We start from the raw sequence: 17670 nt of genomic DNA, 5'->3' as shown, positions 1-17670 counted from the left end.
GCTCCCACAGGTACCGCAGCGACGTTGGACATTGTGGGAGCCGGCTTGCCGGCGATAGGGCCACTACAGGCACCACAAAAGACAAAAGGGCGCCGAGGCGCCCTTTGTTGGTGCAAATGGGTGTCAGAGGAACACGAACTTGGCAATGAAGATCGCGCACAGTACCCACAGGCTGGCCGAGATTTCCTTGTACTTGCCGGTACCCGCCTTCAATGCCACATAACTGATAAAGCCCAGGGCAATACCATCGGCCACCGAGAAGGTCAGCGGCATCATGATCACCGTGACGATCGCCGGAATGCTGTCGGTGGCTTCGTCCCAGTGGATGTGCGCCATGCTGCCCATCATCAGCATGGCCACGTAGATCAATGCACCCGCAGTGGCATAGGCCGGAATCATCCCGGCCAGCGGGGCGAAGAACATCGCTGCGACAAACAGCAAGCCGACCACTACTGCCGTAAGGCCGGTACGCCCGCCAGCGGCCACACCCGCGGCGCTCTCTACATAGCTGGTAACCGGCGGCACGCCAACCACTGCGCCGAATACGCTGGAAGCACTGTCAGCCTTCAACGCGCGCGACAAGCCTTCGATACGCCCATCCGGCGCCACCAGGTTGGCTCGCTGCGCCACACCCATCAGGGTGCCGGCGGTGTCGAACATGTGCACGAAGAGGAACGCCAACACCACACTGATCATGCTGACATTGAACACGCCTGCCACGTCCATCGCCATCCAGGTCGGCGCCAGGCTCGGCGGCATCGACATCACCCCGCCAAACTTCACCAGGCCCAGGCCCCAGCCCGCCAGAGTGACGCCGATGATGCTGATCAGGATCGCGCCAAACACGCGCTTGTAGCTGAGGATGGCGATCAGCAGGAAGCACACTGCCGCCAGCAACGGGCCGGGCTCATGCAGCGAGCCCAGCTTGATCAGCGTGGCCGGGCTGTCGACGATGATGCCAGCAGTCTTCAGGCCGATCAGCCCGAGAAACAATCCGACGCCAGCCCCCATTGCATGGCGCAGGCTGACTGGAATGCTGTTGAGCAGCCATTCGCGCACTTTCGACAAGGTCAGGAACATGAACAGCACGCCCGAGACGAACACCGCGCCCAGGGCTGTTTCCCAGTTGTAGCCCATGGTGCCGACCACGGTATAGGTGAAGAAGGCGTTCAGCCCCATGCCCGGCGCCAGGCCCACCGGCCAGTTGGCGTACAGGCCCATCAGCAGGCAGCCGAGCGCGGCGGCGATGCAGGTGGCGACGAACGCCGCACCGTGATCGATGCCGGCGTCGGCCATGATGTTGGGGTTGACGAAGATGATGTAGGCCATGGTGATGAAGGTGGTCACCCCGGCAATCAGTTCGGTTTTGACCGTGCTGCCGTGTTGCTTGAGTTTGAAAATCCGTTCCAGCCAACTCGTTTCGAGCGGTGGAGCGAGATCCAGCGTAGGTGCGTCGGATTTGCGGCTTTCCACAGCGATACTCCTCAAGTCTTTCTTGTTGTTCTTGGAGCCAGTGACCTGCGCAATGCACTTGGTGGCTCCGCGAGGGATGGCAGACGTCTGACGCGTTTGTTGACTCACGGGTCAAGATGTTGCCCGATGGATTATGCTTTTGTGTACAAAGAAAGCAAATAATGTTTTATCTTTTGTGCGCACAATCCGCCGCGCATCGGCTATATAGGTAAAAGCCCACCTGCAGAAACGGCTCAGCCTGTGTACAATGGCGCCATACTTTCCTTCGTGCTTCGAGAGCTCATGAACGAACAGCTGCAACCTCTGAAGAAACCTGCACGCGTCGGCAAGGCTGGCCGCAGTGGTACCCAGGACGACATCGTCTATGCGCATATCTTCGAGGCGATACTCGAGCAGCGCCTCGCGCCGGGCACCAAGTTGAGCGAGGAAGCGCTGGGCGAGATCTTTGGCGTCAGTCGCACCATCATTCGTCGTGCCTTGTCGCGCCTGGCCCATGAAAGCGTGGTGCTGCTGCGGCCCAATCGCGGTGCGGTGGTGGCAAGCCCAACGGTCGAAGAGGCGCGCCAGGTGTTCTTCTCGCGGCGTATGGTCGAGCGCGCCATTACCGAGCTGGCCGTGCAGCACGCCACCTTGGAGCAGCTCAACGAACTGCGGCAGATGGTGCGTGAAGAGCGCGACAGCTTCTCGCGTGGCGACCGCGGCGCTGGCATCCGGCTTTCCGGCGAGTTCCACCTGAAGCTCGCCGAGGCGGCTGGCAATGCACCGCTGGTCAGCTTCCAGCGCAGCCTGGTCTCGCAAACGTCACTGATCATTGCCCAGTACGAAAGCGGCAACCGCTCGCACTGCTCTTACGACGAGCACATGCAATTGATTGATGCCATCGAGGCGCGTGACGCCGAGCAGGCGGTGAGCCTGATGATGCACCACATGGACCACATCGACAGCAAGCTGAACCTGGACGAGGAGAGCGCCTCGGACGACCTGCATGCGGTGTTCTCGCACCTGCTGAAAAAGCCGAAGGTGTCGGCCAAGGGTTGATCGTTTGCCTGGCTGAACAAGGGGCCGCTTCGCGCCCCATCGCCGGCAAGCCGGCTCCCACAAGTACCGCGCCGCCCATGAGGCTGGCGCTGTCCCTGTGGAAGCCGGCTTGCCGGCGATGGGGCGCGAAGCGGCCCTTCTTTATTACTGGCCATTGTTCCCGGGTCTGCTAAATTCTTGTGGGCAAACCTTCATCAAGTAGTTGGGCTTGCGCAGTCCCCTGCGTTCAACTACATGAGGAAAGGTTCATGTCGACGTCTTTGGGTGTGCGCATGGGTGCCGAACTGGTCGGCACCTTCTGGTTGGTACTTGGCGGCTGTGGCAGTGCGGTAATCGCAGCCAGTTCTCCGCTCGGCATCGGCGTTCTCGGTGTCGCTTTCGCTTTCGGCCTCACTGTCCTGACCATGGCATTCGCCATCGGCCATATCTCCGGCTGCCATCTCAACCCTGCGGTTTCCTTCGGGTTGGTGGTGGGTGGGCGGTTCCCCGCCAAAGAACTACTCCCTTATGTCATCGCTCAACTGATCGGCGCGGTCATTGCCGCAGCGGTGATTTACTTCATCGCCAGCGGCAAGGCGGGTTTCGAGTTGTCGGCAGGGTTGGCGTCCAACGGCTATGCCGACCATTCCCCCGGGGGCTATTCGCTGGGCGCCGGCTTTGTCAGCGAAGTGGTGATGACGGCGATGTTCCTGGTAGTGATCATGGGCGCCACCGACGCCCGTGCCCCGGCAGGCTTCGCGCCAATCGCCATTGGCCTGGCGCTGACGCTGATCCACCTGATCTCGATCCCGGTGACCAACACCTCGGTCAACCCCGCGCGCAGCACGGGGCCGGCAGTGTTTGTCGGTGGCTGGGCGTTGCAGCAGCTGTGGCTATTCTGGCTGGCGCCGCTGATCGGGGCGGCGATCGGCGGCGCGCTGTACCGCGGTCTGGCGAAACAGCCTTAGCGCTGGTGCACGCAACGCCCGGCAGCGTAGGTTTCACGCACCGTGCGGTCGTCGCCCAGGGTGGTCAGCACGAACAGGGTCTCTTCGATGCTACTGGACTGCTGGATGCGGTAGTCCAGCAGCGGCGTCGCCTTGTAGTCGAGGACCACGAAGTCGGCATCGTTACCAGGGCGCAGGCTGCCGATGCGGTCGTCCAGGCGCAGCGCACGGGCGCCACCGAGGGTGGCCAGGTACAGTGACTTGTACGGATGCAGGCGTGCGCCCTGCAATTGCATCACCTTGTACGCTTCGTTCAGGGTGTTGAGCAGCGAGAAGCTGGTGCCGGCCCCCACGTCGGTGCCAAGACCCACGTTGACCTTGAATTTCTCGGCTTGCGGCAGGTTGAACAGGCCGCTGCCGAGGAACAGGTTGGAGGTAGGGCAGAAGGCAATGGCCGAGCCGGTTTCCGACAGGCGCTGGCATTCGTCGTCACACAGGTGCACGCCGTGGGCGAACACCGAGCGCTCACCGAGCAGCTCGAAGTGGTCGTACACGTCCAGGTAACCCTTCTGCTCGGGGAACAGCTCCTTGACCCAGTCGATCTCCTTGAGGTTCTCGGACAGGTGGGTGTGCATGTACACGCCCGGGTGCTCTTTGAGCAGTTGGCCGGCCAGTGCCAGCTGCTCCGGGGTGCTGGTCGGCGCGAAGCGTGGGGTTACCGCATAGTGCAACCGGCCCTTGCCGTGCCAGCGCTCGATCAACGCCTTGCTCTCGGTGTAGGAGGTTTCGGCGGTATCGGTCAGGTAGTCCGGTGCGTTGCGGTCCATCATCACCTTGCCGGCGATCAGGCGCAGGTCCAGGCGCTCGGCCTCTTCGAACAAGGCATTGACCGACTGCGGGTGCACGCTGCCGAACACCAGCGCAGTGGTGGTGCCGTTGCGCAGCAGTTCCTGCAGGAAGATTTTCGCCACCTTGTCGGCGTGATCCTTGTCGGCGAACTGCTTTTCGCAGGGGAAGGTGTAGGTATTGAGCCAATCCAGCAGCTGTTCGCCGTAGGAACCGATCATGCCGGTTTGCGGGAAGTGGATGTGGGTGTCGATGAAGCCCGGGGTGATCAGGGCGTCCTGATAATGCACCACGTCAATGTCGGCATCGAGGGTCGGCAGCAGCTCGCTGGCGTGGCCAAGGGCGCTGATGCGGCCATTGTCGATCACCAGCAGGCCGTCCTCGTAGTACTCATGGGAAGCGTCCAGGCCCACCTCGGCCGGGTCGGCGATGCTGTGCAGGATGGCGGCACGGTAGGCTTTGCGGGTAACAGTCATAACTCACTCGTCAAATGGCTTGGCTGCGCCGGGAAGGCGGCAGCAATTGGGCAATGGGGCCGGCATTGACGCCAGCGTCGTGCTGGCCGAAGCAGGCGTTGTAGGTGGCGATGATTTCGGCGGCGATGGACACGGCGATCTCGATCGGCAGCTTGCCCTTGACCTCGGCGAGGCCCATCGGGCAGCGCATGCGCGCCATCACGGCGTCATCGAAACCGCGCTCGCGCAGGCGGTGCTCGAACTTGACCCGTTTGGTCTTCGAGCCGATCAGGCCGAACCAGGTGAAATCGTTGCGCTTGAGAATGGCGGCGGTCAGCTCCAGGTCGAGCTGGTGGTTGTGGGTCATGACGATGCAGTAGCAACCGGCAGGCAGCTCGGCCACTTCGTCGACCGGCTCCTCGCTGACCACCTTGGTCACCCCGTTGGGGATGAGCTCGGGGAATTCCTGTTCACGCGAATCGATCCAGCGCACCCGGCAGGGCAGCGCGGCGAGCAAGGGTACCAGAGCCCGGCCGACATGGCCCGCACCGAACACTGCGATCTGTGCCTGCACGGCAGTCATCGGCTCGAACAGCAGCACGGTTACGCCGCCACAGCACTGGCCCAGGCTGGCCCCGAGGCTGAAGCGCTCCAGGTGTGGGGTGGTGCGGTGTTCTTCCAGCATTTGCCTGGCGATGTGCAGCGCCTTGAACTCCAGGTGGCCACCGCCGATGGTGTCGTACAGGCCGCTGGTGCTGACGACCATTTTCGAGCCGGCGTTACGCGGCGTCGAGCCGCGTTCCTCGATGATGGTCACCAGCACGCAGGGTTCGCCGCGGGCCTGGTGGTCGGCGAGGGCGTTGATCCATTGGTGCATGATTCAACCTCTCTTGAAGGCTGACTCCGTCTCCTGTGGGAGCGGGCTTGTCCCGCGAATGCGGCAGTGGCCGCAACATCGTATTCGCGGGGCAAGCCCGCTCCCACAGGGTAATACAGTGTCAGTGAGTGACGGTTTCCAGTTCCTGTGCCGGCTGCGCCGCAGCCACGTCCTTGCGCATCTGCTCACACCCCCACAACACCCGCTCCGGCGTCGCCGGGGCATCGATGTTCGGCTGCACGCGGTAGTCGGCAATGCTGGCCACGGCGTCCTTGATTGCACACCAGGCAGCGATGCCGAGCATGAACGGCGGCTCGCCGACGGCCTTGGAGTGGAACACGGTGTCTTCCGGGTTCTTGCGGTTTTCCACCAGCTTCACCCGCAGGTCCAGCGGCATGTCGGCCACGGCCGGGATCTTGTAGCTGGCCGGGCCGTTGGTCATCAGCTTGCCCTTGGCGTTCCACACCAGCTCTTCGGTGGTCAGCCAACCCATGCCCTGAATGAAGCCGCCTTCCACCTGGCCGATGTCGATGGCTGGGTTCAGCGAGTCGCCAACGTCATGCAGGATATCGGCGCGCAGCATCTTGTACTCGCCGGTCAGGGTGTCGACGATCACTTCCACGCAGGCGGCGCCGAATGCGTAGTAGTAGAACGGCCGGCCACGTGCCTGGCTACGGTCGTAGAAGATCTTCGGCGTGCGGTAGAAGCCGGTGGTCGACAGCGACACCTGGGCAAAATACGCCTGCTGCACCAACTGCTCGAAGCTGACGATCTGGTCGCGCACGCGCACATGGCCGTTGCGGAATTCGACGTCTTCTTCAGTCACCTGATAGTGCCGCGCGGCGAACTCGGTGAGGCGCTTCTTGAGAATCTCGGCAGCATTTTGCGCGGCCTTGCCGTTCAGGTCGGCACCGCTGGACGCCGCCGTTGGCGAGGTGTTGGGCACCTTGTCAGTATTGGTGGCGGTAATCTGGATGCGGTTGAAGTCGACCTGGAATACCTGCGCCACCACCTGCGCGACCTTGGTGTTCAGGCCTTGGCCCATTTCGGTGCCGCCATGGTTCAGGTGAATGCTGCCGTCGGTGTAGATATGGATCAGCGCACCGGCCTGGTTGAGGAAGGTGGCGGTGAACGAAATGCCGAACTTGACCGGGGTCAGCGCCAGGCCCTTCTTGAGCACCGGGCTGTTGGCGTTGAAGCGGCGGATCGACTCACGGCGCTCGGCGTAGTCGCTGCTGGCTTCCAGGTCTGCGGTCATTTCGTCGAGCATGTTGTGCTCGACGGTCTGGTAGTAGTGGGTGACGTTGCGCTCGGTCTTGCCGTAGTAGTTGGCCTTGCGCACAGCCAGCGGGTCACGGCCCAGGTGGCGGGCGATGTGGTCCATGACCTGCTCGATGGCGACCATGCCCTGCGGGCCGCCAAAGCCACGGTAGGCGGTGTTGGAAGCGGTATTGGTCTTGCAGCGGTGGCCATGCACGGTGGCATCGCCCAGGTAGTAGGCGTTGTCGGAGTGGAACATGGCGCGGTCGACGATCGAACCCGACAGGTCGGGCGAGTAGCCGCAGTTGCCGGCCAGGTCGAAGTTGATGCCGTGCAGGCGGCCCGTGTCATCGAAGCCAACGTCGTACTCGACATAGAACGGGTGACGTTTGCCGGTCATCATCATGTCTTCGACACGCGGCAGGCGCATCTTGGTCGGCTGGCCGGTCAGGCGGGCAACCACCGCGCACAGGCAGGCAGGGCTTGCGGCCTGGGTTTCCTTGCCACCAAAACCGCCGCCCATGCGGCGCATGTCCAGCACCACCTTGTTCATCGGCACGTCGAGCACTTCGGCGACCAGCTTCTGCACTTCAGTGGGGTTTTGCGTGGAACAGAAGACGATCATGCCGCCATCTTCAGTGGGCATCACCGAGGAGATCTGCGTCTCCAGGTAGAAGTGCTCCTGGCCACCGATGTGCAAGGTGCCTTGCAGCCGGTGCGGGGCGCTGGCCAGCGCTGCAGCGGAATCACCCCGCTGGTGGGTGTGGCTGTCGAGCACGAAGTGCTTCTTGCGCAACGCCTCGACCACGTCCAGTACCGGCTCCAGGTCTTCGTATTCGACGATTGCGGCCATCGCCGCACGGCGTGCGGTGTCGAGGTCGCGAGCGGCCACGGCGAGCACTGGCTGGCCGAAGAACTCGACCTTGTCGATGGCCAGCAGCGGATCACCGGCGACCACCGGGCCGATGTCTTTCAGGCCTGGGATGTCTTCGTGGGTGATGGCGATACGCACACCTTCGAAGGCATAGCATGGCGTGGTGTCGATGCGCAGAATGCGCGCGTGGGCGCGGTCGGCGGTACGGGCGTAGACATGCAGCTGGTTGGGGAAATCCAGGCGGTCGTCGATGTACACGGCCTCACCGGCCACGTGCTTGTCGGCGCTGTCGTGCTTGACGCTGCGGCCGACCCCGGTGGTCAGGTCCTGGCTGAACAGTTCGGCCATCTCGGCCTGGCTCTTGACGGCGTGATGGTTAGACATAGTCGGTCACCCGGGTTTCGATGTGCGGCGTTTGCAGTTCGATGAAGTACTTGCGCAGCAGGTTCTGCGCGGTCAGCAGGCGGTATTCCTTGCTGGCGCGGAAGTCGCTGAGTGGGGTGAAATCTTCGGCCAAGGCCTGGCAGGCACGCTCGATGCTGGCCTGGTTCCACGGTTTGCCGCGCAGGGCCGCTTCACAGGCGCGGGCACGTTTGGGGATGGCGGCCATGCCGCCGAAGGCGATGCGCACGCCGCTGACCACGCCGTCTTCGATGCTCAGGTTGAAGGCTGCACATACCGCCGAAATGTCGTCATCCAGGCGTTTGGACACCTTGTAGGCGCGGAAGGCCCAGTCGTTGCTGGCACGTGGCACGATGATCTTCTCGATGAACTCGCTGTCCTGGCGGGCAGTGATGCGGTAGTCGATGAAGTAATCCTCCAGCGCCATGCTGCGCTGGCGGTCACCTTGGCGCAGGACAATCTGCGCATCCAGTGCGATCAGCAAGGGTGGCGAGTCGCCGATCGGCGAGGCGTTGCCGATGTTGCCGCCCAGGGTGCCCTGGTTGCGGATCTGCAGCGAGGCGAAGCGGTGCAGCAGGTCGCCGAAGTCGGGGTATTCCTCGTTCAGTGCGCCGTAGCAGTCGGTCAGCGGGGTGGCGGCGCCGATTTCCAGGTGGCTGGCGGTCTTGTCGATGCGCTTGAGTTCAGCCACATGCCCGACATAGATCATCACCGGCAAGGTCTTGTGGAACTGCGTGACTTCCAGCGCCAGGTCAGTGCCCCCGGCCAGCAGGCGTGCCTCGGGGTGCGAGCTGTACAGGTCGGCCAGGTCGGCGACGGTCAGCGGTACCAGGCAGCGCTTGTCACCGCTGTTGAGTTCGCCGGTCTGGGTCGGTGCGATAGCCTTCAGGCGGCTGATGGTCTGCGCCTGCTGGGCGTCGAACTGGTCGCGGCAGGGCAGGCGGCAGCTCTGTTCGGCGGCATCGAGGATCGGCCGGTAGCCGGTGCAGCGGCACAGGTTGCCAGCAAGGGCTTCCTGGGCTTGGTGCAGGTCGTGGCCCTGGCTGTTCTTCTGCAGGGCGAACAGCGACATGACGAACCCTGGCGTGCAGAACCCGCATTGGGAGCCGTGGCAGTCAGCCATGGCTTGTTGCACGCTGTGCAGTGCGCCCTGGTGCTTGAGGCCCTCGACGCTGATCAGTTGCTTGCCGTGCAGTGACGAGACGAAGGTCAGGCAGGAGTTGAGGCTGCGATAACGCAAGCTGTCCTGGCCGTCGTCATCCTGGGTCAGCTCGCCGACCACCACGGTGCAGGCGCCGCAGTCGCCGCTGGCGCAGCCTTCTTTGGTGCCGGGTTTGCCCAGGTGCTCGCGCAGGTACTGCAGCACCGTCATGTTCGGGTCCAGGGCGTGCTCGTTACGCAGCTCCTGGTTGACGAGAAACTGGATCACGGGGGATGGCCTCGCAATGGTTTTATTGTTGTTGGGCGGACAATAAGCAGAGCTGACACGCTGGTCAATAATTTTCTGACTTAAGGGTCAAGAAATTCTCCGCAGGAGAATCTGGCCGCTCAGGTTGCCCATATTCAAAGCATAGATCGGGCCGCGCACGCGGCTATCTGGCGAGTCAAATAAAGCCTGCTGCCCCTCTGCGCGTGGGCTGACCAAGTGCGCTACAATCGCCAACTTGTGCCCAGTTCAATGATTTTGAAGGAAAACCATGACGTTCAAGGCGCCGGACAGCCTCTCCGAGCAAATTGCCGACTACCTGGCCGAACGCATCATCCGCGGCGAGCTCGTGCCGGGTGAGCGCATCCAGGAGCAGAAGGTCACCCAGGCGCTGAACGTCAGCCGTGGCTCGGTGCGCGAGGCGCTGTTGATCCTCGAACGTCGCCATCTGGTCGCGATCTTGCCGCGCCGTGGCGCCCATGTGACCAAGCTGGACGAACGCAGCGTGCGCAGCCTGTGCACCCTGATGGGCGAGTTCTACATTCTATTGGGCAATGCCGTTGCGCAAAAATGGCGCACCGACAGCGACCTGCGCCCGTTCCTGGACATCCAGCAGCGCCTGCAGCAGGCCCGCGAGCTGGGCGACATCAAGGCGTTTGTCGGCGACAGTTTTGCGGTGATGCGCGCCGCCTATCCGTTCGCCGACAACCCCTACCTGCAGGAGACCGTCGAAAACCTGCAGCCGGCCATGAGCCGTGCCTACTACCTGGCCCTGGACCAGCGCCAGGCCAACATGCTCGATTACCTGGACCTGTTCGCCCGCCTGCTCGACGCCGTGGTCGCCCGTGACCTGCCGCGCATCCGCGAGGTACTCACCGCCTATTGCCAGCGCAGTTGCGAGCTGGTGCTGGCGGCGCTGGCCCGAGGCTGACCGATGCGCCTCAAGTGCATTCGCCTGGCTGGGTTCAAGTCGTTCGTCGACCCCACCACGGTCAACTTCCCCAGCAACATGGCGGCCGTGGTCGGCCCCAATGGCTGTGGCAAGTCCAACATCATCGATGCCGTGCGCTGGGTGATGGGCGAAAGCTCGGCCAAAAACCTGCGCGGCGAGTCGATGACCGACGTCATCTTCAACGGCTCCACAAGCCGCAAGCCAGTGAGCCAGGCCAGCATCGAGCTGGTCTTCGACAACAGTGAAACCACGCTGCTGGGCGAATACGCCGCCTACGCGGAAATTTCCATCCGGCGCAAGGTCACCCGCGACGGGCAGAACACCTATTACCTCAACGGCACCAAGTGCCGCCGGCGTGACATCACCGACATCTTCCTCGGCACCGGCCTGGGGCCGCGCAGCTACTCGATCATCGAACAGGGCATGATCTCCAAGCTGATCGAAGCCAAGCCCGAAGAGCTGCGCAACTTCATCGAAGAGGCGGCGGGTATCTCCAAGTACAAGGAGCGCCGCCGCGAGACCGAGAACCGCATCCGCCGTACCCAGGAGAACCTGGCACGCCTGACCGACCTGCGCGAAGAGCTGGAGCGCCAGCTCGAACGCCTGCACCGCCAGGCCCAGGCAGCCGAAAAATACCGTGAGTACAAGGCCCTGGAGCGCCAGCTGAAGGCGCGCTTGTCGGCCCTGCGCTGGCGCGACCTGGATGAGCGCGTGCGTCAACGCGAGTCGGTGATCGGCGACCAGGATGTCGCCCATGAGGCGCTGGTCGCCGAGCAACGCAATGCCGATGCCAGCATCGAGCGCCTGCGTGATGGCCATCACGAACTGTCCGAACGTTTCAACCAGGTTCAAGGCCGCTTCTATTCGGTGGCCGGTGATATCGCGCGCGTCGAGCAGAGCATCCAGCACGGCCAGCAGCGCCTGCGCCAGTTGCAGGATGACCTCAAAGAAGCCGAACGCACGCGCCTCGAGACCGAGTCGCACCTGGGGCACGACCGTACCCTGCTGGCCACCCTTGGCGAAGAGCTGGCCATGCTCGAGCCGGAGCAGGAAATGACCCTGGCCGCTGCCGAAGAGGCCGCTGCCACCCTCGAAGAAGCGGAACTGGGCATGCACGGCTGGCAAGAGCAATGGGACAGCTTCAACACCCGCTCCGCCGAGCCGCGCCGCCAGGCCGAAGTGCAGCAATCGCGCCTGCAGCAACTTGAAGCCAGCCTGGAGCGCATGGCCGAGCGCCAGCGCAAGCTTGGCGAGGAGCGCGACCAGCTCGGCGCCGACCCGCAGGGTGACGCGATGCTCGAGCTCTCCGAACAGCTGGCCGCCAGCGAGATGCAGCTGGAGGCGTTGCAGCTGTCGGAGGAACAGGTGGTCGAGGGCCTTGAAGGCCTGCGCGCGCAGCTGCAGCAGGCGGTCCACGCGCAACAGCAACAGCAGGGCGACCTGCAGCGCCTCGGTGGCCGCCTGGCCTCGCTGGAAGCACTGCAGCAAGCCGCGCTGGAGCCAGGCGCAGGGACCGCCGACTGGCTGCGCGGGCAAGGCCTGGAGCAACGGCCGCGGCTGGCCGAAGGGTTGCGGGTGGAGCCGGGTTGGGAGCTGGCAGTGGAAACGGTGCTGGGCGCCGACCTGCAGGCCGTGCTGCTGGATGAATTCAACAGTCTCGACTTTGCCGGCCTGGAACAGGGCGAATTGCGCTTGCTGCTGGCCGGCGGGGAAGGGCCGCGCCAGGCGGGCAGCCTGCTCGACAAGGTCGAGGGGCCTGTCGACCTGGCGCCGTGGCTGGCCCAGGTAAAACCGGTCGAAGACCTCGCCCAGGCGCTGGCCCTGCGCGCCGCCCTCGCCGATGGGCAGAGCCTGGTCAGCCGTGACGGCTATTGGGTGGGCCGGCATTTCCTGCGCGTTAGCCGTGGTGGCGACGCCCAGGGCGGCGTGCTGGCCCGCGGGCAGGAAATCGAGCGTCTTGGCCAGGAGCAGCTGGAGCTGGAGGCCGCGCTGGAGCAGCTGGAGCAACAGCTGCAGGTACTGCGCGAGCAGCAGTCGGGCCTTGAGGAGCAGCGCGAACAGCTGCGCCGGCGCACCCAGGACGAAAGCCGTCAGCATGGCGAACTCAAGGCCAGCCTCAGTGCCAGCCGTGCCCGCGCCGAGCAGGTCGAGCTGCGCCGCCGCCGCCTGCATGAAGAATTGAGCGAACTCCAGGAACAGCGCGCCCTGGAGCATGAACAGCTGGGCGAGGCGCGCCTGATATTGCAGGACGCCCTGGACCTGATGGCCCAGGACACCGAGCAGCGCGAGCAGTTGATGGCCCGGCGCGACACGTTGCGCGAAGGCCTCGACCGCATCCGCCAGGAAGCTCGCCAGCACAAAGATCACGCCCACCAGTTGGCGGTACGCCTGGGCTCGCTGCGCGCCCAGCACGACTCCACACGCCAGGCCCTGGAGCGCCTGGAGCAACAGGCCGCGCGCCTGAGCGAGCGTCAGGAGCAACTGAGCCTGAACCTGGAGGAGGGCGAGGCGCCGCAAGAAGAACTGCGCCTGAAGCTTGAAGAACTGCTGGAGCGGCGCATGAGCGTCGACGAGGAAATGCGCCTGGCCCGCCTGCACATGGACGAAGCCGACCGCGCGCTGCGCGAGGCCGAAAAGCGCCGCACCCAGGCCGAGCAACAGGCGCAACTGCTGCGCGGGCAACTGGAGCAGCTGCGCCTGGAAAACCAGGGGCTGGATGTGCGACGTAAAACCCTGCAGGAACAATTGCTGGCCGACGGCTACGATTTGCAAGGGGTACTCGCCACTGTCGAGCCCGATGCCAGCGAGCAGGGCACCGAGCAGGAACTGGAGCAGATCGATGCGCGCATCCAGCGCCTCGGTGCTATCAACCTGGCGGCGATCGAGGAATACGAACAGCAGTCCGAGCGCAAGCGCTACCTCGACGCTCAGGATGCCGATCTGGTGGAGGCGCTGGACACCCTTGAAAACGTCATCCGCAAGATCGACAAGGAAACCCGAAACCGCTTCAAGGATACCTTTGATCAGATAAATGCCGGATTACAGGCACTTTTCCCAAAAGTTTTCGGTGGTGGCAGCGCTTATCTGGAACTGACGGGCGAAGATCTACTCGATACAGGGGTGACGATCATGGCGCGCCCGCCGGGCAAGAAGAACAGCACCATCCATTTGCTGTCCGGCGGCGAAAAAGCACTGACCGCCCTGGCGCTGGTGTTTGCCATCTTCAAGCTGAACCCCGCACCGTTCTGCATGCTCGACGAGGTCGATGCTCCGCTGGACGATGCCAACGTCGGGCGTTACGCGCGGCTGGTGAAGGAAATGAGTGAAACGGTGCAGTTCATCTACATCACCCATAACAAGATCGCCATGGAGATGGCGGATCAGTTGATGGGGGTGACCATGCACGAGCCCGGTTGCTCACGTCTTGTTGCAGTTGATGTGGAGGAGGCCCTGGCCATGGTTGATGCCTGATGAAGGAAGATTGGGCGGATTCTGTAGGTAAATGCCCCCGTCATGTGCGACAGACGGTGTAAAGTTGTCTTTGGTCGTGCTAGCTTAATGTCACTCGTTTTTTGCGTGGGTAAAACGCCTGTCAGAACATAGAGTTGGCGCCACGTGTTAAAGGGCTTTGAAGCCTTTGTTTTCAAGCATATTTTTATAGAGGCACGGGATTACATGGAAATCGGTCTGCGCGAGTGGCTGATCCTCATCGGCATCATTGTCATTGCCGGTATTCTTTTCGACGGCTGGCGCCGCATGCGCGGCGGGAAAGGCAAGTTGAAATTCCGTCTGGACCGCAGCTACGCCAACGTGCCCGACGAAGAGGGCAGCGCTGAAGTGCTCGGCCCGTCGCGGGTGCTGGATAACCACAAAGAGCCAGAGCTGGACGAAAGCGATCTGCCGTCGCTCAGTGCACCGGCGCGTGAACGCGAGCGCGAGCGCGAGCAAAAGCCGGCCAAAGCCAGCAAGCGAGCCAAGCGCGCCGCCGAAGTGCAGCCGCAGGGCGACCTGGACCTGGTGGCCGAGCAGCGTGAGCCAGACCTGTTCGCTGACAGCGACGAAGACTTTGCCGCCGACAACAACCGCAACAACGGGTTCACGGCCAATGGCAATGCCGCCGCCAAAGAGCTGCCGCCGGTCGAGGAAGTGCTGGTGATCAGCGTCATTTCCCGCGACGAAGGTGGTTTCAAGGGCCCAGCGCTGCTGCAGAACATTCTTGAAAGCGGCTTGCGTTTCGGTGAGATGGACATCTTCCACCGTCACGAGAGCATGGCCGGCCACGGCGAAGTGCTGTTCTCCATGGCCAACGCGGTCAAGCCGGGCATCTTCGACCTGGACGACATCGACCATTTCAGCACCCGTGCGGTGAGCTTCTTCCTCGGCCTGCCAGGCCCGCGTCACCCGAAGCAGGCCTTCGACGTGATGGTGGCCTCGGCACGCAAACTGGCGCACGAGCTCAATGGCGAGCTCAAGGACGACCAGCGCAGCGTGCTGACCGCGCAGACCATCGAGCATTACCGCCAGCGCATCGTTGAGTTCGAGCGCCGTGCGCTGACCCAGAAACGCTGATGTCATTGAGCTAGCGGACCTTGCCCCGGTCCTGCTCGCTTCGTTTCAAGCGCAAGAGCAGCCTAGGGCTGCTCTTTTGCTTTGCAAGAGAACCTGAAGAATGAACGCCGAATCCCGAATCCACGCCTTGCGCGCTGAGCTCGACCAGCACAACTACCGCTACTACGTGCTCGACGAGCCGAGTGTGCCGGACGCCGAATACGACCGCCTGTTCAACGAGCTCAAGGCCCTCGAAGCCGAGCACCCGCACCTGGTGACGCCAGACTCGCCAACCCAGCGTGTCGGCGGCGCCGCCTTGGCCGCCTTCAGCCAGGTCCGTCACGAAGTGCCCATGCTCAGCCTCGGTAACGCCTTCGAGGAAGCCGACCTGCGCGAGTTCGGCCGCCGTGTGGTGGAGGGGCTCGACCAACCCGGTGCGGTGGACTACAGCTGTGAGCCCAAGCTCGACGGCCTGGCGGTAAGCCTGCTGTATCGCGATGGCCAGTTGGTGCAGGGCGCCACCCGTGGCGATGGCACCACCGGCGAAGACATCAGCGCCAACGTGCGCACCGTGCGCAATATTCCGCTCAAGCTGCAAGGCGAGGGCTGGCCTGCGGTGCTCGAAGTGCGCGGTGAAGTATTCATGAGCAAGGCCGGTTTCGACCGCCTCAACGCCTCCCAGGCCGCAGCCGGTGGCAAGACGTTCGCCAACCCGCGCAACGCCGCAGCTGGCAGCTTGCGCCAGCTGGACTCGAAGATTACCGCCAGCCGCCCGCTGGAATTCTGCTGCTACGGAGTAGGGCAGGTCTCGGCCAGCATCGGCGAAAGCCACATCGGTATTCTCGAGCAGCTCAAGGCGTGGGGCCTGCCAATCAGTCGCGAGCTCAGGCATGCCGCCGGTATCGAAGAGTGCCTGGAGTACTACCGTGACATCGGCGAGCGGCGTAACAGCCTGCCGTACGAAATCGATGGCGTGGTGTTCAAGGTCAACAGCCTGGCGGCCCAGCGCGAATTGGGTTTCCGCGCCCGCGAACCGCGCTGGGCCATCGCCCACAAGTTCCCGGCCATGGAAGAACTCACCGAGGTGCTGGACGTCGAGTTTCAGGTCGGCCGCACCGGTGCGGTAACGCCGGTGGCACGCCTCAAGCCGGTCAAGGTGGCGGGTGTGACCGTGTCCAACGCCACGTTGCACAACATGGACGAAATTGCCCGCCTGGGCCTGCGCATTGGCGATACGGTGATCATCCGTCGGGCCGGTGACGTGATCCCGCAGGTGATGCAGGTGGTGCTCGAGCGCCGCCCTGAGGCGGCCCGCCCGGTGCAGGTGCCAAGCGAATGCCCGGTGTGTGGCTCGCAGGTCGAGCGTACTCAGCTGGTCAAGCGCAGCAAGGGCAAGGAGACCACCAGCGAAGGCGCGGTGTACCGCTGTGTCGGCCGCCTGGCCTGTGGCGCCCAACTCAAGCAGGCGATCATCCACTATGTGTCGCGCCGGGCCATGGACATCGACGGCCTGGGCGAGAAGAGCGTCGAGCAACTGGTGGACGAAGGCCTGATCCGTTCGCCGGCGGACCTCTACAAGCTGGAATTCGATCAGATCGTCGGCCTGGAAGGCTTTGCCGAAGTCTCCAGCAAGAAGCTGCTGGATGCCATCGAAACCAGCAAGCGCCCGAGCCTGGCGCGTTTCATCTACGCCCTGGGTATCCCGGATGTAGGCGAGGAGACCGCCAAGGTTCTGGCCCGCTCGTTGGGCAGCCTGGCGCGGGTGCAGCAGGCATTGCCGCAAGTACTGACCTACCTGCCGGACATCGGCCTGGAAGTGGCGTACGAGATCCACAATTTCTTCGAAGACGAGCACAACCAGCAGGTGATCGAGCAGTTGTTGGCCAGCGGCATGCAGCTGCAGGACGAGGGGGAGCTGGCCGCCGAATTTGCCGCCAGTGCCACCTTGGCCGGGATGATCGCCAAGCTCGACATTGCCTCGGTGGGGCCTACCGGTGCGCAAAAGCTGGTGGCCAAGCTCGACAGCCTGGACAAGATCATCGCCGCCGACGGTATCGACTTGCGCCAGGCCCTGGCGGCCAAGCAGGCTGATGCGGTGCGTGAGTTCTTCAAGGACGAGGCCAACCAGCAGCTGGCCCGTAATATCGAGGCGCAGTTGCTGGCGTTCGGCATGCACTGGAACAGCGAGAAGAAGGTGGCTGAAGGTTTGCCGCTGGCTGGCCAGACCTGGGTGCTGACCGGCACCCTGGAGCGCATGAGCCGCGACATCGCCAAGGAGAAGCTGGAAGGCCTGGGTGCCAAGGTGGCCGGTTCGGTGTCCGGCAAGACCCACTGCGTAGTCGCTGGGCCCGGTGCCGGCTCCAAGTTGGCGAAGGCCAGCGAGCTGGGGGTGAAGGTGCTGGACGAGGATGCGTTTGTGGTGTTCCTGGGCGAGCAGGGCATCAGCGTCTGACAGTTCCGGCCTCATCGCCGGCAAGCCGGCTCCCACGGGTATTGCACTGCCCTCAGGCTCAGTGAGGTCCCTGTGGGAGCGGGCTTGCCCGCGAAGAGGCCGGCCCAGACACCCTCGATTTGGACAAGTCATTGAGAAATG

Annotated in this window: 11 protein-coding genes; 6 read left to right on the top strand and 5 right to left on the bottom strand. The window is 63.5% G+C overall.

Going from position 1 to position 17670, the window contains the following annotated elements; all coding sequences use genetic code 11:
* Positions 1-123 precede the first annotated feature (123 nt).
* Positions 124-1473 carry an NCS2 family permease gene (locus ACNQPL_RS20390; RefSeq protein WP_387527806.1) on the bottom strand — a complete coding sequence of 450 codons (1350 nt, stop codon included), beginning with the start codon at positions 1471-1473 and terminating at the stop codon, positions 124-126.
* A gap of 282 nt (positions 1474-1755) precedes the next feature.
* On the opposite strand from ACNQPL_RS20390, the gene ACNQPL_RS20385 reads away from it, so the two are divergent.
* Together ACNQPL_RS20385 and aqpZ are read left to right on the top strand one after the other, a co-directional pair.
* Positions 1756-2511, top strand: a complete 756-nt coding sequence (locus ACNQPL_RS20385; protein ID WP_054899986.1) for a GntR family transcriptional regulator — start codon at positions 1756-1758, stop codon at positions 2509-2511.
* 248 nt (positions 2512-2759) lie between these two features.
* Entirely contained in the window at positions 2760-3458 is a 699-nt protein-coding gene (gene aqpZ / locus ACNQPL_RS20380) for an aquaporin Z (protein WP_346614051.1), read from the top strand.
* On the opposite strand, the gene guaD is transcribed toward aqpZ, so the two are convergent.
* The 4 genes from guaD to xdhA form a co-directional block, all read right to left on the bottom strand.
* On the bottom strand, positions 3455-4759 hold the full coding sequence (gene guaD, locus ACNQPL_RS20375; protein ID WP_387527811.1) for a guanine deaminase: 1305 nt from the start codon (positions 4757-4759) through the stop codon (positions 3455-3457). The two genes, aqpZ and guaD, sit on opposite strands and share 4 nt — an antisense overlap.
* Before the next feature lie 10 nt (positions 4760-4769).
* A complete protein-coding gene (gene xdhC, locus ACNQPL_RS20370; protein ID WP_416467719.1) occupies positions 4770-5615 on the bottom strand; it encodes a xanthine dehydrogenase accessory protein XdhC in 846 nt (281 codons plus the stop codon).
* 121 nt (positions 5616-5736) lie between these two features.
* Positions 5737-8133 (bottom strand): xanthine dehydrogenase molybdopterin binding subunit, encoded by a 2397-nt coding sequence (gene xdhB, locus ACNQPL_RS20365; protein ID WP_416467718.1) that lies wholly within the window; start codon positions 8131-8133, stop codon positions 5737-5739.
* On the bottom strand, positions 8126-9580 hold the full coding sequence (xdhA, locus tag ACNQPL_RS20360) for a xanthine dehydrogenase small subunit (protein WP_387527820.1): 1455 nt from the start codon (positions 9578-9580) through the stop codon (positions 8126-8128). Before xdhA ends, xdhB begins: the two co-directional genes overlap by 8 nt.
* Before the next feature lie 268 nt (positions 9581-9848).
* Between xdhA and ACNQPL_RS20355 the strand changes: the two genes are divergently transcribed.
* The 4 genes from ACNQPL_RS20355 to ligA all read left to right on the top strand — a co-directional run bounded on the left by ACNQPL_RS20355 (position 9849) and on the right by ligA (position 17529).
* Complete coding sequence (locus ACNQPL_RS20355) at positions 9849-10508, top strand: GntR family transcriptional regulator (protein WP_416467716.1); 660 nt, start codon at positions 9849-9851, stop codon at positions 10506-10508.
* Positions 10509-10511: 3 nt separating this feature from the next.
* Positions 10512-14000, top strand: coding sequence for a chromosome segregation protein SMC (gene smc, locus ACNQPL_RS20350; protein ID WP_416467715.1), 3489 nt, complete (start codon positions 10512-10514; stop codon positions 13998-14000).
* Between the two features lie 204 nt (positions 14001-14204).
* Complete coding sequence (zipA, locus tag ACNQPL_RS20345) at positions 14205-15098, top strand: cell division protein ZipA (RefSeq protein ID WP_346614058.1); 894 nt, start codon at positions 14205-14207, stop codon at positions 15096-15098.
* Positions 15099-15198: 100 nt separating this feature from the next.
* The gene (gene ligA, locus ACNQPL_RS20340) at positions 15199-17529 is read left to right on the top strand and encodes an NAD-dependent DNA ligase LigA (protein WP_416467714.1); all 2331 of its coding nucleotides are present in this window, start codon (positions 15199-15201) and stop codon (positions 17527-17529) included.
* The last annotated feature ends 141 nt before the right edge of the window (positions 17530-17670 follow it).

The sequence above is a fragment of the Pseudomonas sp. LFS044 genome (genome assembly GCF_047978245.1).
In the GTDB taxonomy this organism is placed as follows: domain Bacteria; phylum Pseudomonadota; class Gammaproteobacteria; order Pseudomonadales; family Pseudomonadaceae; genus Aquipseudomonas.
This window is presented reverse-complemented; position numbering and strand designations above follow the sequence as displayed.